28 protein-coding genes and 1 tRNA gene are annotated in these 22,894 nt (G+C 73.0%); 12 read left to right on the top strand and 17 right to left on the bottom strand.

Features of this window, described 5'->3' with window-relative positions; translation table 11 throughout:
* Positions 1–122 precede the first annotated feature (122 nt).
* The 3 genes from ACZ4W5_RS13175 to ACZ4W5_RS13165 all read right to left on the bottom strand — a co-directional run bounded on the left by ACZ4W5_RS13175 (position 123) and on the right by ACZ4W5_RS13165 (position 4,453).
* Complete coding sequence (locus tag ACZ4W5_RS13175) at positions 123–2,324, bottom strand: serine/threonine-protein kinase (protein ID WP_465654237.1); 2,202 nt, start codon at positions 2,322–2,324, stop codon at positions 123–125.
* 123 nt (positions 2,325–2,447) lie between these two features.
* A complete protein-coding gene (locus ACZ4W5_RS13170; RefSeq protein ID WP_465654235.1) occupies positions 2,448–3,122 on the bottom strand; it encodes a response regulator in 675 nt (224 codons plus the stop codon).
* Positions 3,119–4,453, bottom strand: coding sequence for a sensor histidine kinase (locus ACZ4W5_RS13165; RefSeq protein WP_465654233.1), 1,335 nt, complete (start codon positions 4,451–4,453; stop codon positions 3,119–3,121). The genes ACZ4W5_RS13170 and ACZ4W5_RS13165 overlap by 4 nt, the downstream gene beginning before the upstream one ends.
* Before the next feature lie 135 nt (positions 4,454–4,588).
* Here ACZ4W5_RS13165 and ACZ4W5_RS13160 point away from each other — a divergent pair, with 135 nt between their 5' ends.
* Both ACZ4W5_RS13160 and ACZ4W5_RS13155 read left to right on the top strand, forming a co-directional pair.
* On the top strand, positions 4,589–4,822 hold the full coding sequence (locus tag ACZ4W5_RS13160) for a hypothetical protein (RefSeq protein WP_465654231.1): 234 nt from the start codon (positions 4,589–4,591) through the stop codon (positions 4,820–4,822).
* Positions 4,823–4,879: 57 nt separating this feature from the next.
* The gene (locus ACZ4W5_RS13155; protein ID WP_465654229.1) at positions 4,880–6,091 is read left to right on the top strand and encodes a serine hydrolase domain-containing protein; all 1,212 of its coding nucleotides are present in this window, start codon (positions 4,880–4,882) and stop codon (positions 6,089–6,091) included.
* A 97-nt stretch (positions 6,092–6,188) separates the two neighbouring features.
* On the opposite strand, the gene ACZ4W5_RS13150 is transcribed toward ACZ4W5_RS13155, so the two are convergent.
* The 3 genes from ACZ4W5_RS13150 to ACZ4W5_RS13140 all read right to left on the bottom strand — a co-directional run bounded on the left by ACZ4W5_RS13150 (position 6,189) and on the right by ACZ4W5_RS13140 (position 9,109).
* A complete protein-coding gene (locus ACZ4W5_RS13150) occupies positions 6,189–6,803 on the bottom strand; it encodes a hypothetical protein (RefSeq protein ID WP_465654227.1) in 615 nt (204 codons plus the stop codon).
* A 198-nt stretch (positions 6,804–7,001) separates the two neighbouring features.
* A complete protein-coding gene (locus tag ACZ4W5_RS13145; protein ID WP_465654225.1) occupies positions 7,002–8,411 on the bottom strand; it encodes an alkaline phosphatase family protein in 1,410 nt (469 codons plus the stop codon).
* On the bottom strand, positions 8,384–9,109 hold the full coding sequence (locus ACZ4W5_RS13140; protein ID WP_360243426.1) for a hypothetical protein: 726 nt from the start codon (positions 9,107–9,109) through the stop codon (positions 8,384–8,386). The genes ACZ4W5_RS13145 and ACZ4W5_RS13140 overlap by 28 nt, the downstream gene beginning before the upstream one ends.
* An 89-nt stretch (positions 9,110–9,198) precedes the next feature.
* Here ACZ4W5_RS13140 and ACZ4W5_RS13135 point away from each other — a divergent pair, with 89 nt between their 5' ends.
* The gene (locus ACZ4W5_RS13135; RefSeq protein ID WP_465654222.1) at positions 9,199–9,948 is read left to right on the top strand and encodes a TetR/AcrR family transcriptional regulator; all 750 of its coding nucleotides are present in this window, start codon (positions 9,199–9,201) and stop codon (positions 9,946–9,948) included.
* A gap of 44 nt (positions 9,949–9,992) precedes the next feature.
* Here the strand turns inward: ACZ4W5_RS13135 and ACZ4W5_RS13130 are convergent.
* From ACZ4W5_RS13130 to ACZ4W5_RS13110, 5 genes are all read right to left on the bottom strand, one after another.
* Positions 9,993–10,076: transfer RNA gene (locus ACZ4W5_RS13130), tRNA-Leu, on the bottom strand.
* Between the two features lie 70 nt (positions 10,077–10,146).
* A complete protein-coding gene (locus ACZ4W5_RS13125) occupies positions 10,147–10,551 on the bottom strand; it encodes a PIN domain-containing protein (protein ID WP_465654220.1) in 405 nt (134 codons plus the stop codon).
* Between the two features lie 9 nt (positions 10,552–10,560).
* Positions 10,561–10,758 carry a hypothetical protein gene (locus ACZ4W5_RS13120; protein WP_465654219.1) on the bottom strand — a complete coding sequence of 66 codons (198 nt, stop codon included), beginning with the start codon at positions 10,756–10,758 and terminating at the stop codon, positions 10,561–10,563.
* A 93-nt stretch (positions 10,759–10,851) separates the two neighbouring features.
* Positions 10,852–10,992, bottom strand: coding sequence for a DUF397 domain-containing protein (locus tag ACZ4W5_RS13115; RefSeq protein ID WP_465654218.1), 141 nt, complete (start codon positions 10,990–10,992; stop codon positions 10,852–10,854).
* Complete coding sequence (locus ACZ4W5_RS13110) at positions 10,952–11,854, bottom strand: helix-turn-helix domain-containing protein (RefSeq protein WP_465654217.1); 903 nt, start codon at positions 11,852–11,854, stop codon at positions 10,952–10,954. Before ACZ4W5_RS13110 ends, ACZ4W5_RS13115 begins: the two co-directional genes overlap by 41 nt.
* Positions 11,855–12,063: 209 nt before the next feature.
* On the opposite strand from ACZ4W5_RS13110, the gene ACZ4W5_RS13105 reads away from it, so the two are divergent.
* Together ACZ4W5_RS13105 and ACZ4W5_RS13100 are read left to right on the top strand one after the other, a co-directional pair.
* On the top strand, positions 12,064–12,492 hold the full coding sequence (locus tag ACZ4W5_RS13105; RefSeq protein ID WP_465654215.1) for an ATP-binding protein: 429 nt from the start codon (positions 12,064–12,066) through the stop codon (positions 12,490–12,492).
* A 14-nt stretch (positions 12,493–12,506) separates the two neighbouring features.
* A complete protein-coding gene (locus tag ACZ4W5_RS13100; RefSeq protein WP_465654214.1) occupies positions 12,507–13,079 on the top strand; it encodes a hypothetical protein in 573 nt (190 codons plus the stop codon).
* Here the strand turns inward: ACZ4W5_RS13100 and ACZ4W5_RS13095 are convergent.
* From ACZ4W5_RS13095 to ACZ4W5_RS13085, 3 genes are all read right to left on the bottom strand, one after another.
* On the bottom strand, positions 13,034–13,414 hold the full coding sequence (locus tag ACZ4W5_RS13095) for a hypothetical protein (protein WP_465654213.1): 381 nt from the start codon (positions 13,412–13,414) through the stop codon (positions 13,034–13,036). The two genes, ACZ4W5_RS13100 and ACZ4W5_RS13095, sit on opposite strands and share 46 nt — an antisense overlap.
* A 169-nt stretch (positions 13,415–13,583) precedes the next feature.
* A complete protein-coding gene (locus tag ACZ4W5_RS13090; RefSeq protein WP_465654211.1) occupies positions 13,584–13,910 on the bottom strand; it encodes a hypothetical protein in 327 nt (108 codons plus the stop codon).
* 337 nt (positions 13,911–14,247) lie between these two features.
* Positions 14,248–14,721, bottom strand: coding sequence for a DIP1984 family protein (locus ACZ4W5_RS13085; protein WP_402484387.1), 474 nt, complete (start codon positions 14,719–14,721; stop codon positions 14,248–14,250).
* A 174-nt stretch (positions 14,722–14,895) separates the two neighbouring features.
* Here ACZ4W5_RS13085 and ACZ4W5_RS13080 point away from each other — a divergent pair, with 174 nt between their 5' ends.
* Positions 14,896–15,432, top strand: coding sequence for a hypothetical protein (locus ACZ4W5_RS13080; protein ID WP_465654209.1), 537 nt, complete (start codon positions 14,896–14,898; stop codon positions 15,430–15,432).
* A gap of 88 nt (positions 15,433–15,520) precedes the next feature.
* Here the strand turns inward: ACZ4W5_RS13080 and ACZ4W5_RS13075 are convergent, their stop codons facing one another.
* Positions 15,521–15,859: a hypothetical protein gene (locus tag ACZ4W5_RS13075; protein ID WP_360243459.1), complete on the bottom strand. Its 339-nt coding sequence runs from the start codon at positions 15,857–15,859 to the stop codon at positions 15,521–15,523.
* A 249-nt stretch (positions 15,860–16,108) separates the two neighbouring features.
* On the opposite strand from ACZ4W5_RS13075, the gene ACZ4W5_RS13070 reads away from it, so the two are divergent.
* Positions 16,109–17,005, top strand: a complete 897-nt coding sequence (locus ACZ4W5_RS13070) for a LysR family transcriptional regulator (RefSeq protein ID WP_465654207.1) — start codon at positions 16,109–16,111, stop codon at positions 17,003–17,005.
* Positions 17,006–17,130: 125 nt separating this feature from the next.
* Positions 17,131–17,313, top strand: coding sequence for a 4-oxalocrotonate tautomerase DmpI (gene dmpI, locus ACZ4W5_RS13065; RefSeq protein ID WP_360243465.1), 183 nt, complete (start codon positions 17,131–17,133; stop codon positions 17,311–17,313).
* Positions 17,314–17,364: 51 nt separating this feature from the next.
* Here dmpI and ACZ4W5_RS13060 read toward each other — a convergent pair whose 3' ends face one another.
* A complete protein-coding gene (locus ACZ4W5_RS13060) occupies positions 17,365–18,063 on the bottom strand; it encodes a DUF4232 domain-containing protein (RefSeq protein ID WP_465654206.1) in 699 nt (232 codons plus the stop codon).
* Between the two features lie 369 nt (positions 18,064–18,432).
* Between ACZ4W5_RS13060 and ACZ4W5_RS13055 the strand changes: the two genes are divergently transcribed.
* From ACZ4W5_RS13055 to ACZ4W5_RS13045, 3 genes are all read left to right on the top strand, one after another.
* Positions 18,433–18,963 carry a hypothetical protein gene (locus ACZ4W5_RS13055; protein ID WP_465654204.1) on the top strand — a complete coding sequence of 177 codons (531 nt, stop codon included), beginning with the start codon at positions 18,433–18,435 and terminating at the stop codon, positions 18,961–18,963.
* A gap of 56 nt (positions 18,964–19,019) precedes the next feature.
* Complete coding sequence (locus ACZ4W5_RS13050) at positions 19,020–20,615, top strand: AMP-binding protein (RefSeq protein WP_465654202.1); 1,596 nt, start codon at positions 19,020–19,022, stop codon at positions 20,613–20,615.
* Positions 20,616–20,708: 93 nt separating this feature from the next.
* Positions 20,709–21,404, top strand: a complete 696-nt coding sequence (locus tag ACZ4W5_RS13045; protein WP_465654201.1) for a TIGR03086 family metal-binding protein — start codon at positions 20,709–20,711, stop codon at positions 21,402–21,404.
* A gap of 134 nt (positions 21,405–21,538) precedes the next feature.
* On the opposite strand, the gene ACZ4W5_RS13040 is transcribed toward ACZ4W5_RS13045, so the two are convergent.
* A complete protein-coding gene (locus tag ACZ4W5_RS13040; RefSeq protein ID WP_465654200.1) occupies positions 21,539–22,456 on the bottom strand; it encodes a LysR family transcriptional regulator in 918 nt (305 codons plus the stop codon).
* Between the two features lie 61 nt (positions 22,457–22,517).
* Between ACZ4W5_RS13040 and ACZ4W5_RS13035 the strand changes: the two genes are divergently transcribed.
* Positions 22,518–22,868 (top strand): DoxX family protein, encoded by a 351-nt coding sequence (locus tag ACZ4W5_RS13035; protein WP_465654199.1) that lies wholly within the window; start codon positions 22,518–22,520, stop codon positions 22,866–22,868.
* Positions 22,869–22,894: the final 26 nt, after the last annotated feature.

Genomic DNA, 22,894 nt, shown 5'->3' with positions numbered 1-22,894 from the left:
CCCCCCCCCCCCCCCCCCCCCCCCCCCCCCCCCCCCCCCCCCCCCCCCCCCCCCCCCCCCCCCCCCCCCCCCCCCCCCCCCCCCCCCCCCCCGCGTCCGCGTTCCGGGGCGGGGCGGTTCCGCTACTGGGCGCGGAGCCCGGCCAGTGCCCCCTGCACCTGCTGGACGACCGCCGGGGGCAGCGTGCCGTACTTCATCGACTCGCCGCTCGCCTGGCCCGGGCCGCTGACCGCGTAGGACGCGAGGCCCGCCACCACGGCGGAGTTCCCGCCGCGCTCGCAGAAGCCGAGGTAGCCGATGCCGACCACGGGATAGCCGCCCTTGACCGGCTTCTGGTAGTCGAGCTTCACCGACAGCCGACTGCCCGAGGTCTCCACCGTGCCGGTCGCGGCCATCGCATTGGCGGTCGCGGTGCTCGGGGCCGCGTCGGAGTCACCGGTCCGCACCCGGACCGTGTGGAGGTTCCCGACGGCCCGCAGCGGGACGAAGCCGATCGACCACTGGGCACCGGCGACGGCGCCAGGGATGCTCGCCTCGGTCGCCCCCGGCTGGGCCTTCACCTCGGAGCCCCAGACCGCGCTCACCTCGTACGGCCAGTCGGCGGGCGCGGCCTTGCCGAGGTACTGGGAGAACACGTAGGAGGACCAGGACAGCCCGGCCGGGACCCGCACGTCGATCGGTGAACCGGGCAGCACCGCCGCCGGGTTGAGCGCCCTGATCGCCGGGTCGTTCCAGGCCTGGATCTGCTTCCGGAAGATCTTGGCGAGCGTCGGGGCGTCGAGTACCAGGTCGGCCACGCCGGGCACGTTGAAGACGACCGCGACGGGGGCCACGGTGACCGGGAGCTGGGACACCTGGCCGGTGGCGCAGCGCTTGCCGTACGTGACCGCCTGCTGCTCGGTCAGCGTAGTGTCGAAACCTGCGGCGTCGAGCCCGCCGTCGGCGAAGAGGGTCGCGTTGGCGGTCTTGAACGGGTCGTCGGCGCCGGGGGCCGCAGGGCCCTTGTAGGTGAGCCGGTTGCCCGGGCAGGCCTTGCCGAAGTCCGCCGTCCACCGCTCGACGAGGGCGGCCTCCATTCCGTCCACGCCGATGGTGGCCTGTCCGGCCGGGGCGCAGCTGACGCCGGAGGCGGGGGCGGACGGGCCGGTCTGCCCGGCCTGCCCCGTCTGCCCGGTGCCCGGCTGCCGGTCCTGCCAGGTGAGGTAGCCGAGCGTGCCCGCCGCGGCGACCACGACGGCGGCCACGGCGGCGCCGACCAGCAGGGCCTTGCGCGGGCGGGGTCGGCCGCCGGGGACGGCGGAGGTGGCCGCGGACGGGGCGGTCGGCAGGTGCGGCGGTACGGTCGGCGCCATCGGTGGCGGCACCTGCACCTGCACCTGCGCCGGTGTCGGCACCGGCGCCGGAGCGACCGGGTTGGGGGCCGTCGGCGTCGGCACGACCGAAGCAGGAGCAGGAGCCGGGGCAGCAACAGGACCCGGGGCAGCAGGCGCCACCGGCCCCGTCCGCAGCTGGACCGTCCGCCCCCTCGCCCCCTCCCCCGTCATCCGCAACAGCCCCTCCACCGTGGGCCGTTGCTCCGGCTCCTTGGCCAGGCACCCGATGATCAGCGGATACAGCTCGGGCGCCAGCCCGGCCAGGTCCGGCTCCTCGTAGACGACCCGGAAGCCCACGGCGTGCGAGGAGTCCGCGCCGAAGGGGCCGCGCCCGGTGGCGGCGAAGGCCAGTACGGAGCCGAGGGCGAACACGTCGGTGGCCGTGGTCGCCGTGCCGTTGCGGAACTGTTCGGGGGCCATGAACGGCGGGGTGCCGACGGCGACGCCGGTGCTGGTGAGCTGGGTCTCGCCGGCGCTGCGCGCGATGCCGAAGTCGATGACGCGCGGCCCGTCCTCGGCGAGCAGCACGTTGCCGGGCTTGAGGTCGCGGTGGATCAGCCCGACGCGGTGGATCTCCTGGAGCGCCTCGGCGAGTCCGGCGGCGAGGCGCCGCACCTCGGTCGGGGCCAACGGGCCCTGTCCGGAGACCCGTTCGCCCAGGGAGGGGCCGGGGACGAAGAGGGTGGCCAGCCAGGGCGCCGGGGCTTCGGGGTCCGCGTCGAGGACGGGCGCGGTGAAGGCGCCGCTGACCTTGCGGGCGGCGGTGACCTCCTGCCGGAAACGGGCCCGGAACTCGGCGTCCGCGGCCAGTTCGGGCCGGATGACCTTGACGGCCACCTGGCGGCCGGACACCGACCGGGCGCGGTAGACGACGCCCATCCCGCCCGCGCCGAGCCTGCCCTCCAGGAGGTATCCGCCGATCTCCCGCGGATCGTGTTCCGACAAAGTCACGTGCCGTTTCCTCCCCCAGGCGCGTCCGGCCGGTCGGCCGACCGACCGGTCCAGCCTAGTGGGGGCCCGGACCGGCGGGTGAGGCAGCCAGGCTCAACCGAGGCAGGCTCAACCGACGCAGGTTCACCCGGTGAAGCCCGGCACCACCAGTCCGGACTCGTACGCGATCACCACCGCGTGGGTGCGGTTCTGCGCGCCGAGCTTGGTGAGCACGTTCCCGACGTGGGTCTTGACGGTCTCCAGGCTGACCGTCAGCGCCTCGGCGATCTCCGGATTGGACAGTCCGGTGGCCATCAGCCGCAGCACCTCCTCCTCCCGCCCGGTCAGCGCCGCCTGCGGCAGGGCCTCGGTGGAGTCCAGCGGCCGGGCGGCGACCATCCGGCGCAGCGCCGCCGGGAAGAGGATCGCCTCGCCCGCCGCCACCACCCGTACCGCTTCGGCGATCTGCCGGACCGGTAGGCGTTTGAGCACGAAGCCGCTGGCCCCGGCGCTGAGCGCGGCGGTGACGTAGCCGTCGTTCTCGAAGGTGGTGATCACCACGACCTTCGGCGGCTCGGTGGACTCCGCCAGCAGGTGCCGGGTGGCCTCGATGCCGTTGCGGCGCGGCATCCGTACGTCCATCAGGACGACGTCGGGCCGCAGCCGCAGCGCCTGCTCGACCGCCTCCACCCCGTCGGCGGCCTCGCCGACCACCTCGATCCCGGGCTGGACGCCGAGCAGGGTGCGCAGGCCGCTGCGGGTGATGGCGTCGTCGTCCGCGATCAGCAGCGTGACGGGGGCCTCGGGCGCGGTGGTCACACCGCCGCCCGGACCGGCAGCCGGACGGCGAGGCGCCAGCACCCGTCCCCGGCCGCTCCGCCACCGTCCGGTCCGCCCCCGACCGGTCCGGCCTCGAACTCGCCGTGCAGCAGCCGCACCCGTTCGGCCAGCCCGGGCAGGCCGTGCCCGGACGTCGGGAAACCTCCGGCCCCCGCCCCCACACCGCCCGCGAGGCCCCCCACCGGGTTGACCACCCGCAGCTCCAGCGCGTCCGGCCCCGCCGCCACCCGGACGGTGATCGGGCCGCCCGCCCCGTGCCGGAGCGCGTTCGTCAGCCCCTCCTGGAGGATCCGGTACGCCGCCCGGGAGATCGTCCCCGGCACCTGCGCCAGGTCGCCGGTCAGCTCCGGTTCCGCCACGGCGCCCGCGTGCCGCAGCCGGTCCAGGAGTTCGGGCAGGTCGGCCAGGGTCCGGGTGGGCGCCGTGCCCGCCTCCTCCTCGCGCAGTACGCCCAGCACGTAGTCCAGGTCCTCCAGCGCGGCCCGGGTCGACTCCTCGATGCTCCGCATGGCGGCCCGGGCCGTCACCGGGTCGGCGGCGAGCACCTCGCCCGCGACGGCAGCCTGGATGGTGGCCGCCGTCAGGGTGTGCCCGATCGAGTCGTGCAACTCGTGGGCCAGCCGGTTGCGTTCGGCGAGCCGGCGCTCCCGCTCGGCGGCCTGCGCGAGCCGCTCGGCGGCCGACGGCCCCAGCAGTCGCGGCGCCAGCCGGCGCAGGGCCCCTGCCACCGCCGCGCACCCGGCCACCGCGAGCAGCAGGCACACCACCCCCGCCGCCCGGCCCCACCCGCCGCCGGACACCGACACCGACCGGCCGAACAGGCTCAGTTGCGCCTGGCCGCCGAGCCAGTCCCCCGGCAGCGACAGGCCGGCGACCAGCAGCAGGCCGCTGGTCAGCGCCCCCGTCCACCCCAAGGTGACGTGCAGCAGCAGCCACAGCGGCGTCCGCCAGCGGTCGGCGGCACCCGTCGCGGCCACCCCGGACGCCCCGGAAGCACCAGCCACGCCGGACGCACCAGCCGCCCTGGACGCCCCGGACGGACCGGGGTCCGGCAGCGCCACCCCCAGCAGTCGACGGGCGGACGCGACCAGCACCCGGCGCGTGGTGCGGGCCAGCCCGACCGCGCCGATCAGCACCGCCCAGAGCAGCAGGGCCAGCGCGGCCCGCACCCCGTACGGAGCCGACTGCCACGCCAGGGCCGGCGCCAGCGCCACCGGCAGCAGTACGAGGCTCGCCAGCGCGCCGCAGTAGGCGAACAGCGCACCCGTGTATGTCGAGCCGCGCAGCAGCGGCCGAATTCCCCTGGTCATGCCCGCCAGTATGTCCGGCCAGGTCAGCGGCCACCTCCCCCGATCGAGGGAGGGCCAGTTCCCGCTTTTCCGCGATGTGCGCCCGGGGACCCGGAAGTCAGGATCGTGCCCTGCCAGTTGACGAGAGGACGGCCGATGCACACCCGAGAAGACGAGCCCCGGACGGACGTGGTCCGCACCCTGGACCTCCCGGCCCGCCGGAACGGCCCGGCCGTGGCCGCGCTGGTGCTGTCGCTCATCGCGATCGCGGTGTCCGTCCTGGCCGCCGTCCTGCTGGCCTGGTACGCCGACCGGACGCGGCCGTGCCACCAGCCCGACAGCTTCCGGCAGTACCGGGAGTGCGTCCAGCAGCAGTTCCACCGGGGCTGACCGGCGGCCGACCCGCCCCCAGCACCCCTTTTCCCTACGACTCACAGGAGTTGACGTATGCGCGAGCAGACTTGGCAGAGGCTTCGTACCCCCGGGCGGCGCGGCGCCGTGGCGTCCTCGGTGGCGGTGGCGATGGCGGTCGGTGTCATGGCGGCGGGCGTCCTCGCACCGACCGCCGCAGCCGCAACCGCAACCGCAACCGCAGCCACAACCACGCCCACGCCCACAGCCGCCATCACCACCAGGCCCGACGCCGTCCAGCAGGGCCTGGACGCCCTGGTGCGGCAGGACAAGCTGCCCGCCGCACTGGCGACCGTCAAGGACCGCAAGGGCCGCACCCAGTCCTACACGGCGGGCGTCGCCGACCTGGCCACCGGTGCGAAGGTGCCCAAGGACGCCCAGGTCCGGATCGGCAGCAACACCAAGACCTTCACCGCCGTCGTGGCGCTGCAACTGGTCGGCGAGGGGAAGGTCCGCCTCGACGAACCGATCGAGACCTACCTGCCCGGCCTCGTCCGAGGGGAGGGGATCGACGGGAACCACATCACCGTGCGCGAGCTCCTCCAGCACACCAGCGGCCTGCCCGACTACGAGGGCGAGGTCGAAGAAGCCACCATGCTGCAGCGGTACTTCGAGCCGCGCGAGCTGCTGGACATCGCCTTCCGGCACAAGGCCGGCTCCGCGCCCGGTGAGAAGTTCGACTACAGCAGCACCAACTACGTGGTGATCGGCCTGCTCATCCAGAAGATCACCGGCCGCCCCCTCGGCGAGGAGATCGACCGGCGGATCGTCCAGCGGCTCGGGCTGCGCCACACCTACTTCCCCACCACCGGTGACCGGAGCATCCGGGAGGCCCACCCCAGGGGCTACCGCCAGGAGAAGCCGGGCGGCCCGCTGATCGACACCACCGAGATGGACCCCTCGATGGGCTGGGCGGCGGGCCAGATGACCTCCACCAACGCCGACCTCAACCAGTTCTTCACCGCGCTGCTCGGCGGGCGCCTGCTCCCGGCGGCCCAGCTCGCCGAGATGCGGACCACCGTCCCGATCGGGGACAGCGGCGCCGGCTACGGGCTGGGGCTCATCAGCCGGCCGCTGTCCTGCGGCGGCGTCTACTGGGGCCACGGCGGGGACATCCCGGGCTACGAGACCCGGGGCGGGGCCACCGACGACGGCCGGGCGGTCAGCATCGCGGTGACGCAGATCCCGGCGGAGGACGCCGTCACCCGGCACCTGGAGAAGGTCGTGGACACGGCCCTCTGCCGCTGATCGGAGGCTGATCCGCCGCCCGCCCCGCACCCCCGCCCCGGTAGCCCCTCGCGGGTCACCCTTCGCAGGTCACCCGCCGTGGATCACCCGCCGTGGATCACCCGTCGAAGTGGCACCAGATGATCCCGACGCCCGCACCGCTCGCGTCCCGCCCGACCAGGATGCTGCCCGAGGTGAAGTCGCAGGTGGGGAAGACCAGGGCGTTCGCGCCGCTCGCCGGGTCGACCAGGACGTCGAGCACCGGGCTCCGGGAGCCGGCCGCCTGCTGGGCCTCGAACTCGGCGGCGGCGTGGGCCGCCGGGTCCGCCGCCTCGGCGAACCCGGCAGTCCGGCGCAGGGCCCCGCCGATCGCCAGGTTGTCCGGGGTGGCGGAGTAGATCGCCGACGCGCTGTAGCTCAGCTCGTTGACGTCGTCGGAGGCTTCCTCCCAGTCCGCGTCCACCAGCGCCTCGGGGCCGGTGCCGGCGGCGACCAGCGCGACCGCGGAGACGGTGGCGCCCCGCCCGTCGTCCCAGTCGTACGCGAGGTACACCTCGTGCAGCCCGTCGGCGATGACGCTGAACGTGTAGTGGTCCCGGCCGTCGAGACCGCAGACCGCGATCTCCCCGCGGCTCGCCAGCCGCCCGGCCAGGGTGAACTCCCCCAGGAAGCCGGGCTCGTCCTCCCCGTGGTGCGCCCGCAGGACGGCTTCGATCGCTTCGATCATCTTCATGGCGGGGAGTGTGCCACCCCCCTCCGACAGTCCCGGCCCCGGCCCCTCACCACCCAGGTGCGGGGCCGATGGGGGGTGGCAGTGGTGGTGGGGGTGGCGGTGGTGGCGATGCGCGGACGTTCTGCGGCCGCAGCCAGGGCGCAGTGACACGGCCGGGCGGTCCGGGGACCGCCCGGCCGTTCGCCGTGGCCGTGGAGCTCAGCCGCCGGACGGCGGGCCGGTGGCTGCAGTGGCCGCGGCGATCGCGCCGGGCGGGATGAGCCGCCGGGCGACGAGGTCGGCGTAGACCTGCTGGAGGTGGGTGACCTCTCCGGCGACGGGGTTGACGGCCGCCGAGGCCGGTGCGGTGACGCCCGCGAGGACGTCGTCGGTACGCGGCGCGGCGAGGGTGAGCACGGGCTCGATGTCGGCGGCCGCGGCGTCGCGGGCAGTGAGGGCGGGCAGCGACCAGCGTCGCTCGACGGTGCGCAGGATGCTGGTGTGGTCCAGCTGCGCGGCGGCGTCGGGTGACCGGAAGACGGTGCCGGGGGCGATCAGCGGGGAGACGAGGACGGTCGGCACGCGGACGCCGAACCGCTTGAAGTCGAAGCCGAGTTCGCCGATGGTGCCGTCGCCGGGCGGGGCACTGGTGGTGGGCGGTGGAACGTGGTCGTAGCAGCCGCCGTGTTCGTCATAGGTGATGACGAGCAGGGTCTTCCCCCAGGCCGGTGCCGGTCCGTCCCGCAGGGCCCGGTAGACGTCCCGGATCAGCTGCTCGCCCAACGCCACGTCGAGGATCGGGTGTTCGCTGTTCCCGGTGGCCCCCCAGCTGGGTTCGAGGAAGGTGAAGGCGGGCAGGGTGCCGGCCGCGGCCGCCGCCTGGAAGGCGGTGAAGACGCCGAAGTGGTCGGCGGAGGCGCCGTGGATGTCGGGGAAGTTCCCGGAGACCAGCGGCGCGGCGTGGTAGCCGTAGGCCCGCCACGACACTCCGGCACTGGTGAGCCGGCCGAAGATGCTGGGGCAGGTGAAGTTGTGGGTGTGGTCGTCCAGGTGCCCCTGGCTGGTCGCCGCGCAGGAGAACGCCCGGTTCGGCAGGGTCTCGGTGGGCACGGAGCTGTACCAGTGGTCGCACACCGCGTAGCCGCGGGCCAGCGCGGAGATCACCGGCACGGTGTCCGGGGTGAAGCAGCTCATGATGTCGGCCGGGACGGTGCCGGGTAGGACGGTGTGGTTCGGCTGGGGAGGCTGGTCCAGCACCCGCGCGAAGTCCGTCACGAACCCCTGCATCCCGGCGACCGGCGGCGTCGGCGGGTTGGGTGTGCCGAAGAGCTGGGCGTTGGTCGGGCCGTACCCCTCACCGGGGTTGGCGCCCGGCATGAAGTACGGGTGGGGGTCCGTCGAGCGGATGCGGCGGACGGTGACGAGCTTGCCGTTCTGGTCCGGGTTGGTCTCCTGCCCGGTCAGGCCCTCGTACGGCTGGCCGGCCGGAGAGACGTTGCCCTCGTCCGTGTACAGGAACCCGAGCATGTGGTCGAAGGAGCGGTTCTCCAGCATCAGCACCACCAGGTGCTCGACCGCCTGGAGTCCGTCGCCGCCGGACATCAGCTTCGCCGCTTGCTCGGCAGCCACTGGTCGCGCGGGATCCGGCGCCGTTCACGGCGGCTGCCGACGTGTGCGCGGCTGTGGTAGGCGACGGTGAGGGCGGCGGTCTTCTGGGTCCATCCGGTGCCGGCCGAGACGTCGAAGACTCCGATGTAGCCGCCGGAGAGGAGTTCGAGCGGCTGCTTGATGGCATTGCCGTGGTCGAACCGGGCGCCGTTCGCCGGGCGGCCGGACTGGAACCACGCGGGGTAGACGAAGTCGCTGACCTTGACCCCGGCGATGTCGTACGCGTAGCTCTCGTCCTGGCAGGCGTCGCACACCTCCATGGAGTACAACGTCCCCTTGTTGGCGGTCGGTTGGTCGAAGACCACCTGGTCGATGTCCGGGTCGGCGATCATCTCCAGCAGCTCGTGGCTGGTCGTCACGGTCCAGTTCTCGCCGTACTGCTTGTCGGTGGCGGCGAAGACCTTGCCGATCGGCAGGAAGCTCGTGGTCACGTCGTGGTACCCGAGGGCGCCGGCCTGGTCGGAGTTGTCCAGGACGACCAGCCACCAGGCGTTGTCGGAGAGTGCGCTCGACGCGACGAAGGACAGGTCCGCGTCGACCCCCCACGCCGGGGCGAAGTCCCGGTGGACCTGGGTCTGGAGTGCGGGGACGACGGCGCTCACCTCGTGGTCGGTGAGCACGGTGCTCTCGTTGGTCACTTCGATCTTGATGATGGACATTTCTCCTCCCGATGTCTTATTTGGTGGTGTATACGTAGGTGATACGTATCTGCCGTAAATGTCGCTTGTATACTTACAGCCTGTGCCGCGTGGCGGCGGACGTCAAGACCGAGGGCAGCCCGGGAGGGGCACTGGTGGAAACCGACTCGACCCCCGAGCCGAAGCCGTCCGCCCGGGGCCGGCTGAGCAGGCCACGGGTGCTGCGCGCGGCGGTCGCCCTGGTCGACCGCGAGGGCCTCGCGGCGCTCACCATGCGCAGCCTCGCCGTCGACCTGGGCGTGGAGCCGATGGCGCTCTACCGCTATGCCGACGGCAAGCAGGCGCTCCTCGACGGCATGGTGGAGGCCTTCTACGCCGAGGTGAACGAGCGGGTGGGTGAGGGAGCGGGCGGTGGCGGGGGCTGGGGCGAGGGCAGCTGGCGGGCGCAGCTGCACCACGTCGCCCGGGCCTTCCACCGGGTCGCCGACGCCCACCCGGAGGTGTTCTCCCTGGTGGCCACCCGCCCGCTCAGCGTCCCCCTGGCCCGCCGCCCGGCCTCGATGCTCCAGCTCAACGAACTCGTGCTGACCGTGCTGAGCCGGGCCGGCCTCGACGACCGGGCCACCCTGCGCCTCTACCGGACCGTGGTCGGCTGGGCGATCGGCTTCCTACTGGTGGACAAGCGGCAGGTGATCGACAACCCCGACGACCCCGAACCCCTGCTCCGCCTCGGCCTGCACCGCCTCCCGGCCACCGAGTACCCACTGCTGCGCACCCTGGCCCCGTTGCTGGTCGACCACGACGCGGAAGCAGAGTTCGCCACCGGCCTGGACGCCCTCCTGGACCGCCTGGTGCCGTGACGCAAAAAGGCCGGTCGATCCGAAGATCGACCGGCCATTCGCTGTGCGCGAGGGGGGAGTTGAACCCCCACGCCCTTTCGGGCACTGGAACCTGAATCCAGCGCGTCTGCCTATTCCGCCACCCGCGCATCTGGGTGATGGGTTAACTATAGACCATCTGGAGGGGTGCCTCTGACCACCCAGAAGCGACGGGCGGGCCTACTGTTCGCCGAGGATGCGAAGGCCATGCTCCTCCATGAAGTACGCGTAGTCCTTCAAGTTCAAGGTGGCAAGCGGAAGGTCATGGGTCAGGCAGCAGGCCGCAATCCACATGTCGTTGACGGGGCGCGGCAAGCCCGCCTTGAGACCAGCTGCGGACAGCCGCCCCCACGTTGCCGCCACCGCCTCATCCCCAGGGAGAACAGGGATGCCCGACAACCAGTCCGCGAGCTCCTGACGGCGCCGCCCTCCCCAGTCCCGCACCTCACTCCACTTTGCCAACTCCCCGAAGGTCACGAAGGTGATCACAGGCCGCCGCCCAACCAGGCGACTCGCCAGCGGATCGGCCAACCTGCGCTTATGGGTCAACGACGCGACGTCGGTGTCCAGGATGACGGGCTGCACCTTGCTCCCTCAGGCCACGTTCCGCTGACGCTCAGCACGAACGAACGCCAGAAACTCGTCAAGCTCCTCGTCCGACTCGAAGGTGTCGGCCTGGAGATCATCAAGCGACTGAATCGGCTGCGTGTTCTTGGCAGCCAGCAGCTCTTCCACCGTGACGCGAGGACGCACGGGCGGGTAGATAGGACGTTCAACTTCCGAGGCACTCATGGGCGGCCTCCCGCTGGCGATCGGCTGGGGACGATAGAGCCATGATAGAGCCCCATCACACTAGGTGACCTTCGTAGCACAGATCGCGACGATTCAGCCCTGAGTGCGGAAGTCGCCCGCCTGGACGCCGGCAAGGAAGGACTCCCAGGCCGGGGCGGGGAAGACGAGGACGGGGCCGTTGGGGTCCTTGGAGTCACGCACGGGGACGGCGCTGGGGAGGAATCCGAGGGCCACCTCGATGCAGTCGTCGACGTTGCCGCCGCTGTAGCTGCTCTTGCGCCACTCGGCCACAGCGAACTCGTTGCTCATCATCTCTGAACCCCTCCATCATCTCGGCGATCAGCCGAAGTGAGTCGCTCTCGGACAGGCATTCGCCACGGAGCCGATCGAAGCGATGGTGATGCTTGGTCACCTTGACGGGGTCATCGATAAGAGCCCCGCGATCAATGCTCTCCGAGTAGACCATCTGCTGCCCATCTGGCAGCTCCAGCAACACCATAGCCTTGTAGACGAACACCTGCCGATTCGTGAACGGCGCCACTTGAAGGACGACGTTCGGAAGCTGCGCCACCCGCAACAGGTGCTCCATCTGCGCCCTCATCACCCCGGGCCCGCCGATGACCGTACGAATGGCGCTCTCGTCGAGAACGACGATCAGCAGCGGCCCGCCGGGCGCCAGAAAGCGGCTCTGTCGACCGAGCCGAAGGTTGATCAGCTCCTCGACCTCCTCCGGATCACCAGCCGCGTCTCCGTCGGAGATAAGTGCTCGCGCATACTCCCGACACTGCAACAGACCCGCCATCACGCCGTCCTGATAGGTCCGCACCGCGATGGCGACAGCCTCCAGGTCCACGTACCTCCAGAACCAGTCCGGATACTCGAGCGACGCATTCCAGTCGACCCGCCCGTAGAGTCGTTTCAGCAAGTCGCCCGAGCCGTACAGTCGGTCGAGCTCTCCGACCTCCTCAACCGTCGGCTTCCGCTTCCCGCTCTCGGTCCGTGAGATCACCGTCCGATCGCAGTGCAGGAGCTTGCCCACGTCCCCCTGGGTGTAGCCCGCCGCCTCTCGGGCGTACTTGAGCTCCTCGCCGAACATGATCGCGGAGCTGAAAGTCGCGCCCCGCCTGGTCTTTCCCTGTGCCACGACTGCCCCCAGTTGTGCACCGCGCGTACCGCACGCCGATCTGACGTCACCGTACCTCCGCAACCCCGATGATTGACACCAGAACGCAATCATTCGCGTGCACAGCGTGATTGCGCGCGCCTTTCGCGCTCCCCTATTCCGCCCCCTCCCGAGGTCCCCCCATGCCCATCTCCCGCCGCCCCCGCGCGTTCGCCGCCCGCCTCGACTCCTGCGCCGAATCCACCCCCCTCGCCCGGTACTTGCTCCGCGCCTACCTCGCCGCCCTCCCCACCGGTGACCGCTACCGCGACATCGCCGAACTCCTCCTCGGCGAACTCTTCGCCAACGCCGTCCAGCACTCCGACGCCCCCACCGACCGCCTCATCGAGATCCGCTTCGCCCTCGTCAACGACCGCCTCCGCCTCGAAGTCCACGACGCGGGCACCGGCCGCCCCTCCCTCCGCACCCCCACCACCACCGACGAGCACGGCCGCGGCCTCTTCCTCGTCAACGAGCTGGCCGAACGCTGGGGTTACTGCCCGAGGGCCGGCGGCATCGGCAAGTTCGTCTGGGCGCTCGTCGCCCCCTCCCCCACCCTCCTCGCCGCCTGAAAGCCCACACCCCGATGCTGCCTCCGCTGCCCACCCTCGCCCGGCACGCCCTCGACCGCGGCCACACCCCCGCCGAGACCTACGCGATCCTCGCCCGCCGCACCCACAAACCCCTCCCCGCCGCGCGCGCCGTCTGCCTCGCCCTCGCCATCCCCCACGCCGAGACCACCATCCGCCTCAACGAGTGCTACGACGCCCTCCTCGCCAACCCCCGCCCCGGCACCGAGGCCGACACCGGCGAACTCCTCGAAGCCCTCGGCGTCTTCGACGTCCCCAAGGCCCTCACCGCCACCGAACTCGCCGTCGTCGAGCACTTCCTGGCCGCCATCGACGCCATGGGCGGCATCCGCGCCGGCCACCAGCACGGCCTCGCCCGCTGGTTCACCACCGGCAACCTCACCGCCGCCTACCTCTCCCTCGCCGCAGCCCGCCCCCTGCCCAGCACCGGCGACCCCACCCGCTACTGGACCACCCTCGTCACAGCCGGCGAACTCCTCACCGCCGAACCCGCCCCCGACCCCCGGATCAGAACCGCGCTCGCTCAGTGCCGCAGCCGTGCGGCCCGGGCCAGTTCGGCGTCGTACTGATCGGCGTCGAAGTGGAAGTCCGGCAGCCGCGCGGCCTCGTAGGGCATCTCCCAGTCGGACCACTCCACGATGCCCCCGCACCGCCGCACGACCACCGAGACGAACCCGCAGCACCCGCCCGTACACTCGGGCTCGCCCAGCACCACCCGCCGGGGATCGGCGGTCGCGTGCAGGAGGCCGTCGCCCTCGACGGGCAGCACCTCGTCCGCGAACGGACCCCGGCCACCGTCCCCGACGGCCTCCGCCACCACCTCCGCACCGTCGATCCACACCCGCACCAGCGGCACCCACCGCCGCCCCTGCGGCTCCACCCCGAGCTCGATCCGGTTGAACACCCCAACACCCCCCCACCCGCACCGGAAGTCGGCCCCTCCGACTTCCCGTGCACCACACCGTCAGCCCCGCCCCCGACCCCGGGCAACCCGTTTTCCCCCAGCCCCGCCTCCCCCGCACCGGAAGTCGGCCCGTCCGACTTCCTGCGCAACCGGGGATCGCACGCGGCGGCTACAGCACGGCGACGCACCTGCCCAAGTCGGCGGTCAGGAAGACGAGGTGGGAGTCACCGGCCGTCCGCACCCGCCCCAGGGCGACCGGGGTGTCCCCCGCGCGCCGAAGGGCCGGCAGTCCCTGCTCGAAGTCCTTCGCGGTGACGACCCCGTCCTCCGCCATCCATCGGGCCCGCCACTCCCAGATGGCGAACAGCTGGCCGGCCGATGCCGTCGAGCCGGCCCACACCTGGAAGTCGGCCCCGGCCCGCAGGGCCAGCGCGGCCCGCTGGGCGCCGTCGGTGCCATGGCGTTCGAGGATGGTGATCAGGGATTCGCGTTCCACGCCGTGCAGTATGCGCCGCACCCCACGACCAGGGCACCGCACGGGGGCGAAGCGGTACGACCTCACGCAGCGAGGGCCGTGCTGGGTCGCACGGCCCTCGCTTGGGGGTGGGGGGCGCCCCGTTCCCGCCCTCGTCGTCCGGATCTGCACGTGGTAGTGAGCTGTGCGCTGTGCTCCGTCACCTGTACGCGGTGCTGAGCTGCACTGTTGGGTGGGGAATCGAACCCCTGCGTTGCTCTTCACGCGCCAAGGGCCGGATAGACCGCCGGCCCGCGGTGTGTGCACGCCTCCGTGACGACTACCTGCTGCCCCACACCCTGCTCATGGGACCGGGAGATCAGTCCTCGATCAGGTCGATCTCCCAGTTGGTGCGCTGGATCAGGGTGTCCACCTCACGGATCTCCTTGGCCAGCGCGTCCGCCTGGGCCCGGAGCTCCGCGACCGGCAGAGCAGCAAGGATCCGGAGCTCGGACCGCAACTGCCGTACGGCTCCGCGCTGGTCGCGCCCGGAGGCGGCGTCGGCGGCCGCGGTGATCACCGAGTGGCGCAGCCGCAGGACGTCCCGGCGGGCGAGGGCGTCGGTGAGGGTGCCGCCGCCCTCGATCCGCGCGGTGGAGTTGGTCCGGTTGATCTGGCGGATCAGCCGCTCCAGCTCGTCCAGTACCTCTCCGGCCTGGGCCAGGACCTCCGCCGCGCTCTCGGCCGGCTCCTCACCCTCCTGGTAGCGGGCACTGCCGACGACCCGCGCCCGCAGCTGCTCCACCTGCCGCACCGCGGCCGCGCGCTGCGCGAGCGCCTCTGCCAGCTTCACCGCGTCATCGCCTCCCCGTCCTCCTGATCGTCCGGCAAGTATGCACGTCAGCGCGGTACGGCACGGTGCCGGGGGTGCCGCACCGGACGCCGTCCCCCATCCCCCGCGCGGGGGAGCGGAGTTGGGCCTCGCGCAGGATCCGGGCGCAGCGGGCCGCGGGCCAGCATGGGGGCCATGGACATGGACACCCACCGGAACCCACCGGCCGCCGCCTCCCTCTCCGCTGCCCCGACGCACCGACCGCCCGCCCGCTGGGCGGTACGGGCCGCGCACGTCGCGGCGCTCACGGCCGTACCGTCCGGGGTCTGGCGGATCGCGATGGGGGTCGGCGTACCGGTGGGGTTCGACACCACGGGCCTGGACATCCCCGGCTGGTTCAGCGCCGTGTGCATCGCGATGAGCCTGGGCGCCGAAGGGCTCACCCTGCTCACGCTCGGGCTGGTGCAGCCCTGGGGCGAGGTGGTGCCGCGCTGGCTCCCGCTGATCGGGGGGAGGCGGGTCGCGCCGCTGGCGGCGGTCGTCCCGGCGCTGCTCGGCGCGGCCGTCGTGATGCTGCTGACGATCCCCCGGGCGGGCGGCTTCGGCGGGGCCCCGGGAGCCCCGACCGGGCCGGCCCTGCTCCTGATGGACGCCTGCTACGCGCCGCTACTGCTCTGGGGCCCGCTGCTCGTGCTCGTCACCGTCGCCTACTACCGCCGGCGCCGCGCCTGAACCGAAACCGGAACGGGAAGTCGGCCCGGCCGACTTCCGGCCGCCCGCCCCGCGACCGCCGCCGGCGCGGATTCCCACTCCCGTACCGTCACGCCGATCGGGACTTCCAGGCGAAGGCGAACTCCGTCCGCGGCGCCAGCGCTCCGCCCTGCCAGGAGTCCGTGATGTCCTTCCACCCACTCAGGTGGGCGTCGAGGGCGCCGCCCGCACGCTCCTGGTCGTAGTGGAGGCTGAACTCGTAGACCCGGCCGTCGGCGGAGATGACCCGCCCCTCTTCGTGACTGAGGCTTTCCTGGAGAAGGTCCACGACGACCGTCCCCTCGGGATCGAGCCCCTGGCCGCGCAGCAACTCCCGCAGCCGCACCCAGAGATCGTGGGAGCTGTTCCGCAGGAGCCCGGTGTACTGCACGACGATGCTCGGTGTCATGCCCCCAAGTGTTCCAGCCCCACCGGCGGCCCGAGTGCCCGCACGGGAAGTCGGCCCGGCCGACTACCCGTGCGGCGGACGGGGGCAGGCGGCGATCGCCGCGGCCCGACAGCTGCGGGACGAATGGCCGGCCGCCCTGGAGGACGACGAGGACGACGGCGTGTGGCTGGAGCTCTACCCGGACGGCCTCGCCTCCGAGGCCCGGCCTGGGACGATGGGGGCGACGACCGATCCACCAGGGGGAACCGCATGGAGCTACGGCAGCTGCGCTGCTTCGTCGCCGTCGCCGAGGAACTGCACTTCGGCCGGGCGGCCGAGCGGCTGCTGCTCGGGCAGCCGGCGGTGAGCCAGCAGGTGCGGCGGCTGGAACGGGAGTTGCGGGTCGAGCTGTTCGACCGTTCGCCCCGGTACGTCCGGCTGACCCCGGCCGGGGAGCGGTTCCTGCCCGCCGCCCGGAACGTGCTGGCCGCCGAGGACGCCGCCCGGGCGCTCGCCGCCGACCTGGCCGCGCCCGCCGTACTGCGGCTGGGCACCGTCACCGGGCTCGCCGAGCGGCTCGACCTGATCCTGGAGGCCTACCAGCAGCAGGCCCCCGGGGTGCGCGTGGAACTGCACTCCGCCCCGGTGCGGGAGCGGCTGGCCCGGCTGTCGGACGGTCGGCTGGACGCCGCCTTCGTCCGCGGGGCGATCGCCGAGCACAGCCCGGACCTGCGCTTCCTGCCCGTCTGGGCGGACGAGTTGGTGCTCGCGCTGCCCGCCCGGCACCCGCTCGCCGACGCGGCCGAGGTGGACCTCGCGGACCTCGCCGAGCTGCCGCTGCGGCTGACCGAGCGGGCCAACCACCCGGCGCTGGTGGACCTGGTGACGGAGGCCTGCGCCCGGGCCGGCTTCCGGCCCGTCCTCGGCCCGGCGCACGGCGCCCTCCAGGACACCCTGGCCTCGATCGGCACCGGCACCCCGATGTGGACGGTGGTGTACGCGGCCAACGCCCGGATGGTGAACACCCACCGGGTCGCCTTCCGCCGCTGCCGCACCCCGCTGGCGCTGCCCACCTCGATCGCCGTACGACGCTCCGCCCCGGTGCCCCGGCTGCTCCTGGAAACCTGCCGCAGAACGCCCCCGACCTGGGACGATCAGGATTCGTGATCGCTACGAGAGCGATTCGGGTCTGGGTGCGGACAGCACTGATCGGGTGGACTGTTCCCAGCCGGAGAACCCGGCGGAAGAGCCCGGCGGAAGAGCCGGGCAGGACACCCGGTCAGGAGCCGAAGATGCCGATCGTCACCATCCAGCAGGGCCCGCGCAGCGTCGAGCAGAAGCGTGAGCTGGTCGAGAAGGTCACCAAGGCGTTCGTGGAGACCCTGGAGGTCCCCGCCGAGAGCGTGTTCGTCTTCGTCCAGGAGTTCCAGCCGGAGAGCTGGGGCGTCGCGGGCAAGCTCACCGCGGACCGGTGAGCCCCCGGATCGGCCCGATGCGGCGGCGCGACCCTGCGGCCAGGCGGGGGGCTACTGACCGCCCTGGCCCGCGCTGCCCATCGGGCCGATCTTCACCGGGGAGCCGGACCCGTCCGTGACCGGCAGCGAGCCCGCGCCCGGCCAGGGCAGGGTGACGGACTTGGTCTCGTCCGGCGGGGTCACCACCAGGCCGGTGATCCGGACGCCGGAGCCGCCCGAGGTGTTGTTCGGGTAGCTGATGCCGAAGAACGTCGACTTGCCGTTCTTGACGACGCCCGCGACGACCGGCTCGCCGGAGCGCTGGGCGGACAGCGAACCGGCGTTGGTCTTGAGGTCGACGCCCGCGTACCCGGTGAGCGAGCAGTCGTGGCCGCTGTGGTTCTTCAACTCGACCACGACGGTACGGGCGGCGTCGCCGTCGATGGTGCGGTCCACGGCCGTGATGGTCAGGTCGTCGGTCCGGCACTTGGCGCCTGCCTTGCCGCCGTCGGTGGCGCCCGTCCCACCGGCCGTGGCCTTCCCGCTCGGGGCCGTCCCGCCGGTTCCGGCGGAGCCGCCCGAACCGCCACCCGAGGTCGTGCCGGCCGAACCGCCGCCCGTGGCGGCCTTGGTGGGCGCAGTGGTGACGCTCGCCGCAGCCGTCGGCTTGGCCTGGTCGGTGCCGGTGTCGTCGTTGGGGCCGCAGGCCGTGAGCGACAGGCCGGCGGCGACGACCAGGGCGGCGGCGAAGGTGGCCTTGTGAACGCGCATCGTGACTTCCTCGGTCTCGGGTGGCGGTGGCGGTGGCGGCTGCTCGGCACGGGTCGGTACGAGCGGCGGTTCTGGTGAGCAGGACCACCCGGCCCGACGAACCGTTCCGCCCGACCATCCGTCAGGACAGTGCTGTTACACGACCGGCCGACCACGAAGCGCCGGAGCCGGGCCCCCACCCAGCCGGAACAGCGATTCCCGCCCCCACCACGCCCCCGCCCCCGACCCGTCCCCCGCTGGGACAGACCCGTGACCCGGCGAACCTTGACCGCGGACGCTCGGCCTCGATCACCACCTAATCGCACGCGGCGCCTCCCCCCGCGCCATACTGGCTCAACGAACTTTCCCACCAAGTGAGTTGAGGTGCCGATGTTCTACAGCGACCGCCCGCACGAGGCCCACCGACGCCACCGCCCCACCCCGCGCGAGACCGCCGAGGAGTGGGGCGGGCGGATCGCCGCCGTCCGCGAAACCCCGCCCGACTGGTTCTTCCTGGTGGGCCGCCAATCCACGAACGGCTATCTCTGCCACATCGACCTCAACTACCACCGGGGCCGCGAGTTCCTGGCCATCGTCCAGACCTCGCGCCCGCTGCCGCCCGAGCACCGGATCGGCTCCGTCACCACCCCACAGTCCCAACTCGCCAATTTCCTGGCCAATTCGGACCGCTTCGACTACGACCCGCGCACCGGGCAGCTCCCGGCCGCCGAGCGGACCAGCACCGACGTGCTGCGCCTCGACGGCACGGCCGTCCCGGTCGAGATCCACCACGGCCTCGGCTGCCGCAGCGCCCTGGTCCCCGCCCTCCCCGACCAGTCCGGGTACGTCATCGTGACCGCCCCGGACGAGCACTGGGAGGCGGTCACCGAGCTGGTCCTTCGTCCACCGACCACCTTCTGACCGGACATGGCCAAATATCGCCGGTGCGTAGCGGGGGGTGGAGTTAGCCTGACGACATGGTTGCAAACTACAAGGAAGAAGTGGCCATGAGTGACCGGGAGTTCGTCAGCGGACCCGCTCTCATCCTCCGGTCCCTCGCCTCGCACCCCGAGCGGCGGGCCATCACCTCCGCCGACGGCGTCGAGATCACCGCCGGCGAACTCGCCGCCACCGCCTACCGCCTCGCCCACGAGCTCGTCGCCCGTGGCGCCGGTCGCGGTACCACCGTCACCCTGCTCACCGGCAACACCCCCGAAGCCCTCGCCGCCCGCTACGCGGCCGGGCTGGCCGGGGCCCGGGTGGTCAACCTGTACGACGGGATGGGCGCCCCCGTGCTGGCCGAGATCGTGGCGAGCGTGGACACCACCGTGCTCCTCGTCGACGCCGAACGGTACGCGGGCGCCGCCGAGTTGCTGCCGCTGATCGACGTCCCGACCGTCCTCACCCTCGGCCCCGGCCCCGGCCCCGACGGCACCGGCACCGACGGCACCGGGATCGGCGAGGACGCGATCGCCGCCTCCGCCGTCCACCCCGCCACCGACCCCGCCGTCCCCCTCGGCCCCGGCGACGACATCGGCATCCGCCACACCGGCGGCACCACCGGCATCCCCAAGGGCATCCTCAGCCTCCACGGCCCCTACCGGGACATGTTCGACGCCCTCCTCGCGGGCCCTCAGGACGAGGAGCCGCCCCGGCTGCTCGCCGCCACCTCGCTCGCCCACCTCTCCGGCGTGCTCGCCGATGTGACGCTCCAGCGCGGCGGCTCCGTCGTCCTCCAGCGCACCTTCGACCCCGGCGAGGTCCTCGCCGCGATCGAGCGCGAACGCATCACCGACCTCTGGGCGCTGCCCCCGCTGATCTACCAGCTGCTCGACCACCCGGCCCTGGCCCGCACCGACCTGTCCAGCCTGCGCCGACTCTCCTACGGCGGCTGCGCCGCCTCCCCCGCCCGGATCCGCGAGGCCGTCAAGGTGTTCGGCCCGGTGCTGGTCAGCCTCTACGGCATGTCCGAGGCCCAGAAGATCGCCTACCTCACCCCCGAGGAGCACGCCCGGTTCGGCGAGGACGGCCCGCTCCCGGTCGGTCGGCCGTTCCCCGACGTGGAGGTGGAGGTCCGCGCCGCCGACGGCACCGTGCTGCCCGCCGGGGAGCAGGGCGAGATCCACGTCCGCTCCGGCACGCTGATGGCCGGCTACTGGAAGCAGCCCGAGCTCACCGCCAAGGTGCTGCGCGGGGGTTGGCTCGACACCGGCGACATCGGCTACTTCGACGCCGACGGCTACCTCTACCTCGCCGACCGCCTCAAGGACCTGATCATCGTCGTCGGCGGCCACGTCTACCCCACCGAGGTCGAGGAACTCCTCCTCACCCACCCGGCCATCGCCCAGTGCGCCGTCTACGGCGTCCGCGACGACCAGCAGGCCGAACACGTCCACGCCGCCGTCGTCCCCGCCCCGGGCCGGCAGCCCGACCTGGAGGACGTCCGCGCCTACGTCACCGCCAACAAGGGCCGCCTCTACGCCCCCGAGGCCCTCCACCTGGTCGACGCCATCCCGCTCACCGCCGTCGGCAAGCCCGACAAGAAGCGGCTGCGCCAGGCCCTCGCCCACTGAACCCGCTGGGGCGTTCCCCGGCCCGGGGAACGCCCCAGCGCGAGGTCCGGAACCCGCCGGTACGAGCCGGCCCCCGCCGCCAGGATGGGCCGCATGACCAGCGCCGCCTTCGACGGACTCCTCGACCGGTTCCTGCTCGCCAGCGACGGATTCGAACGGGCCCTGCGGTCCGTCCGCCCCGGGCAGTGGACCCTGCCCACCCCCTGCACCGACTGGAACGTACGGCAGTTGGTCAACCACATGGCCCGGGGCAACCTCAACCACCGCCTCCTGCTCACCGGCGGCCACCACGCCGAGTTCCTCCGCCTGCGCGAAGCCGACGCCCTCGGCGGCTCCCCCGTGGCCGCCTACACCTCCTCCGTCCGCCAACTGGCCGACGCCTACGGGCAGTCCGACGCGCCGTGCCGCATCCTCGACCACCCCCTCGGGCCGCTCACCGGCCGACAGGCACTCGCCGTACGGACCGCCGACAGCGCCGTCCACACCTGGGACCTCGCCACCGCCCTCGGCCTGGACGGCGCCCTCCACCCCACGCTCGTCGACTGGCTCCACGAACACCTCGACACCGTCTACGCGGGCCTGCCCGAGACCCCCGTCGACCCCGGCACCACCCACCGCTACTTCGCCGCCCCCGGGCCCACGCCCTCCGGCGCTCCTGTTCCTGCCGCCTCCCCTGCCGTCGCCCGGCAGGACGGACTGCTCCGCGCGATGGGACGCTCACCGAAACCCCACCGAACCCCGGCCGGATCCCCACCCGCTTTCATCCCATGGCGGGGTTTGGCTCAATGAACCACCGCCCCGGTGCCGAGAAGCCAACGGGGGGTGGCGGCGCTGAGGGCTGCCACCCCCTCCTGACGCCGGGGTCGGGGTCAGGAGAGGGGCCAGGGCCGGGGACAGGACAGGACAGGGGCCGGGGCCGGGGCTCACTCCGGGGCCGGAGTCCCGTCAGCCGCCTCGGCCGCCGCCAGACAGCACCGCACGAAGTCCCGCACCACCGGGTTCCCGTCGTCCACCCCGGCCCACGCCACCGCGATCCGGCTCGGGCCGACCCCGCTCACCGGCCGGTAGGCGATCCCCGGCCGGGCGTAGAAGCGGGCCGTGGACGCGGGGGCGAGCGCGACGCCGTACCCGTTGGCGATGGCGCTCAGCCAGTCGTCCGGGTGCTCCACCACGGCGCCGAAGCGGACCGGGTGCCCCTCCCGCTCATCGGCGGCGACCCAGTAGTCCCGCCAGCCGCCGGTCTCGGCGGGGGCCGCGACGAAGGGCTCGTCCCACAACTCCCGGAACGGGACCACCTCCAGCGCCGCCAGCCGGTGTGCCGAGGGCAGCGCGACCCACCGCGGCTCGGTGAACAACTCGGCCACCCGCCACCCCTCCTGCCCGGGGAACGGCAGCCGCAGCAGCGCCACGTCGGCCTCCCCGGCGGCCAGCCCGGCCGTCGGGTCGGACCACGCAGTGTGCCGCATCTCGACCCGCCAGCCGGGATTGCGCTCGGTGAACCCGGCGACGATGCCCGGCGTGGCCTCGTTGGCGGCGCTGGCCAGGAAGCCCACCCGCAGCACCCGCTCCGCCCGGCTGGCCGCGCCCCTGGCCTCGCGCAGGGTCGCGTCCCAGTCGGCCAGCAGGCCCGGCACCCGCGCGGCGAGGCTCCGCCCGGCCACGGTGAGCGCCATCCCGGCCCGGGACCGGACGAACAACGGCACCCCGAGCAGCTTCTCCAACTGCCGGACCTGCTTGGTCAGCGCGGGTTGGGAGACGTACAGCCGCTCGGCCGCCCGGGTCAGGCTGCCGTCCTCGGCGACGGCGGCGAAGGTGCGCAGCAGCCGGGTGTCCACATCCATTCCACCAGGTTATGGAAGCCGGTATTGGACGCAAGCGGAGGCCCGCGAAGAGGCTGGAGCCATGTCCATCGCCTGTCTCGTCGTCACCGTCCTCGCCATCGCCGCCAACGCCGGAATCGCCGCCGCCGACTTCGCCAAGGCCCCCTTCGTGCTGGCCAATTCGGCCGAGGTGGGGGTGAAGCCGGAGTGGGTCCCGTGGCTCGCCTCGCTCAAGCTGGCCGGCGCCGTCGGCCTGCTGGCCGGCCTGGTCGCCCTCCCGCCGCTCGGCCTCGCGGCCGCGGTCGGGCTGGTGCTGTTCTACGTCGGCGCCGTGGCGACCCACGTCCGCACCCGGGTCCTCCACAACCTCCACTTCCCGGCGGGCTACCTGGCCCTGGCCGTCGTCACCCTGGCCCTCACCGCCACCCGCTGACGGGCCTGCACCACCGCCGCGCACAC

This window comes from Kitasatospora sp. NPDC029367 (genome assembly GCF_055569135.1).
Note: the sequence above shows the minus strand (reverse complement) of the source record. Positions and strands in the feature narration are given on the sequence as shown.

Bases quoted from the DNA above. Each gene is read 5' to 3' on its own strand.
- ACZ4W5_RS13060 (WP_465654206.1), bottom strand. From the start codon at position 18,063: ATGCGCGTTCACAAGGCCACCTTCGCCGCCGCCCTGGTCGTCGCCGCC.
- ACZ4W5_RS13045 (WP_465654201.1), top strand. From the start codon at position 20,709: ATGACCAGCGCCGCCTTCGACGGACTCCTCGACCGGTTCCTGCTCGCC.
- ACZ4W5_RS13140 (WP_360243426.1), bottom strand. From the start codon at position 9,109: ATGTCCATCATCAAGATCGAAGTGACCAACGAGAGCACCGTGCTCACC.
- ACZ4W5_RS13035 (WP_465654199.1), top strand. From the start codon at position 22,518: ATGTCCATCGCCTGTCTCGTCGTCACCGTCCTCGCCATCGCCGCCAAC.
- dmpI (WP_360243465.1), top strand. From the start codon at position 17,131: ATGCCGATCGTCACCATCCAGCAGGGCCCGCGCAGCGTCGAGCAGAAG.
- ACZ4W5_RS13160 (WP_465654231.1), top strand. From the start codon at position 4,589: ATGCACACCCGAGAAGACGAGCCCCGGACGGACGTGGTCCGCACCCTG.
- ACZ4W5_RS13155 (WP_465654229.1), top strand. From the start codon at position 4,880: ATGCGCGAGCAGACTTGGCAGAGGCTTCGTACCCCCGGGCGGCGCGGC.
- ACZ4W5_RS13055 (WP_465654204.1), top strand. From the start codon at position 18,433: ATGTTCTACAGCGACCGCCCGCACGAGGCCCACCGACGCCACCGCCCC.
- ACZ4W5_RS13150 (WP_465654227.1), bottom strand. From the start codon at position 6,803: ATGAAGATGATCGAAGCGATCGAAGCCGTCCTGCGGGCGCACCACGGG.
- ACZ4W5_RS13105 (WP_465654215.1), top strand. From the start codon at position 12,064: ATGCCCATCTCCCGCCGCCCCCGCGCGTTCGCCGCCCGCCTCGACTCC.
- ACZ4W5_RS13075 (WP_360243459.1), bottom strand. From the start codon at position 15,859: ATGACACCGAGCATCGTCGTGCAGTACACCGGGCTCCTGCGGAACAGC.
- ACZ4W5_RS13120 (WP_465654219.1), bottom strand. From the start codon at position 10,758: ATGAGTGCCTCGGAAGTTGAACGTCCTATCTACCCGCCCGTGCGTCCT.
- ACZ4W5_RS13165 (WP_465654233.1), bottom strand. From the start codon at position 4,453: ATGACCAGGGGAATTCGGCCGCTGCTGCGCGGCTCGACATACACGGGT.
- ACZ4W5_RS13080 (WP_465654209.1), top strand. From the start codon at position 14,896: ATGGACATGGACACCCACCGGAACCCACCGGCCGCCGCCTCCCTCTCC.
- ACZ4W5_RS13100 (WP_465654214.1), top strand. From the start codon at position 12,507: ATGCTGCCTCCGCTGCCCACCCTCGCCCGGCACGCCCTCGACCGCGGC.
- ACZ4W5_RS13040 (WP_465654200.1), bottom strand. From the start codon at position 22,456: ATGGATGTGGACACCCGGCTGCTGCGCACCTTCGCCGCCGTCGCCGAG.
- ACZ4W5_RS13110 (WP_465654217.1), bottom strand. From the start codon at position 11,854: ATGTTCGGCGAGGAGCTCAAGTACGCCCGAGAGGCGGCGGGCTACACC.
- ACZ4W5_RS13050 (WP_465654202.1), top strand. From the start codon at position 19,020: ATGGTTGCAAACTACAAGGAAGAAGTGGCCATGAGTGACCGGGAGTTC.
- ACZ4W5_RS13070 (WP_465654207.1), top strand. From the start codon at position 16,109: ATGGAGCTACGGCAGCTGCGCTGCTTCGTCGCCGTCGCCGAGGAACTG.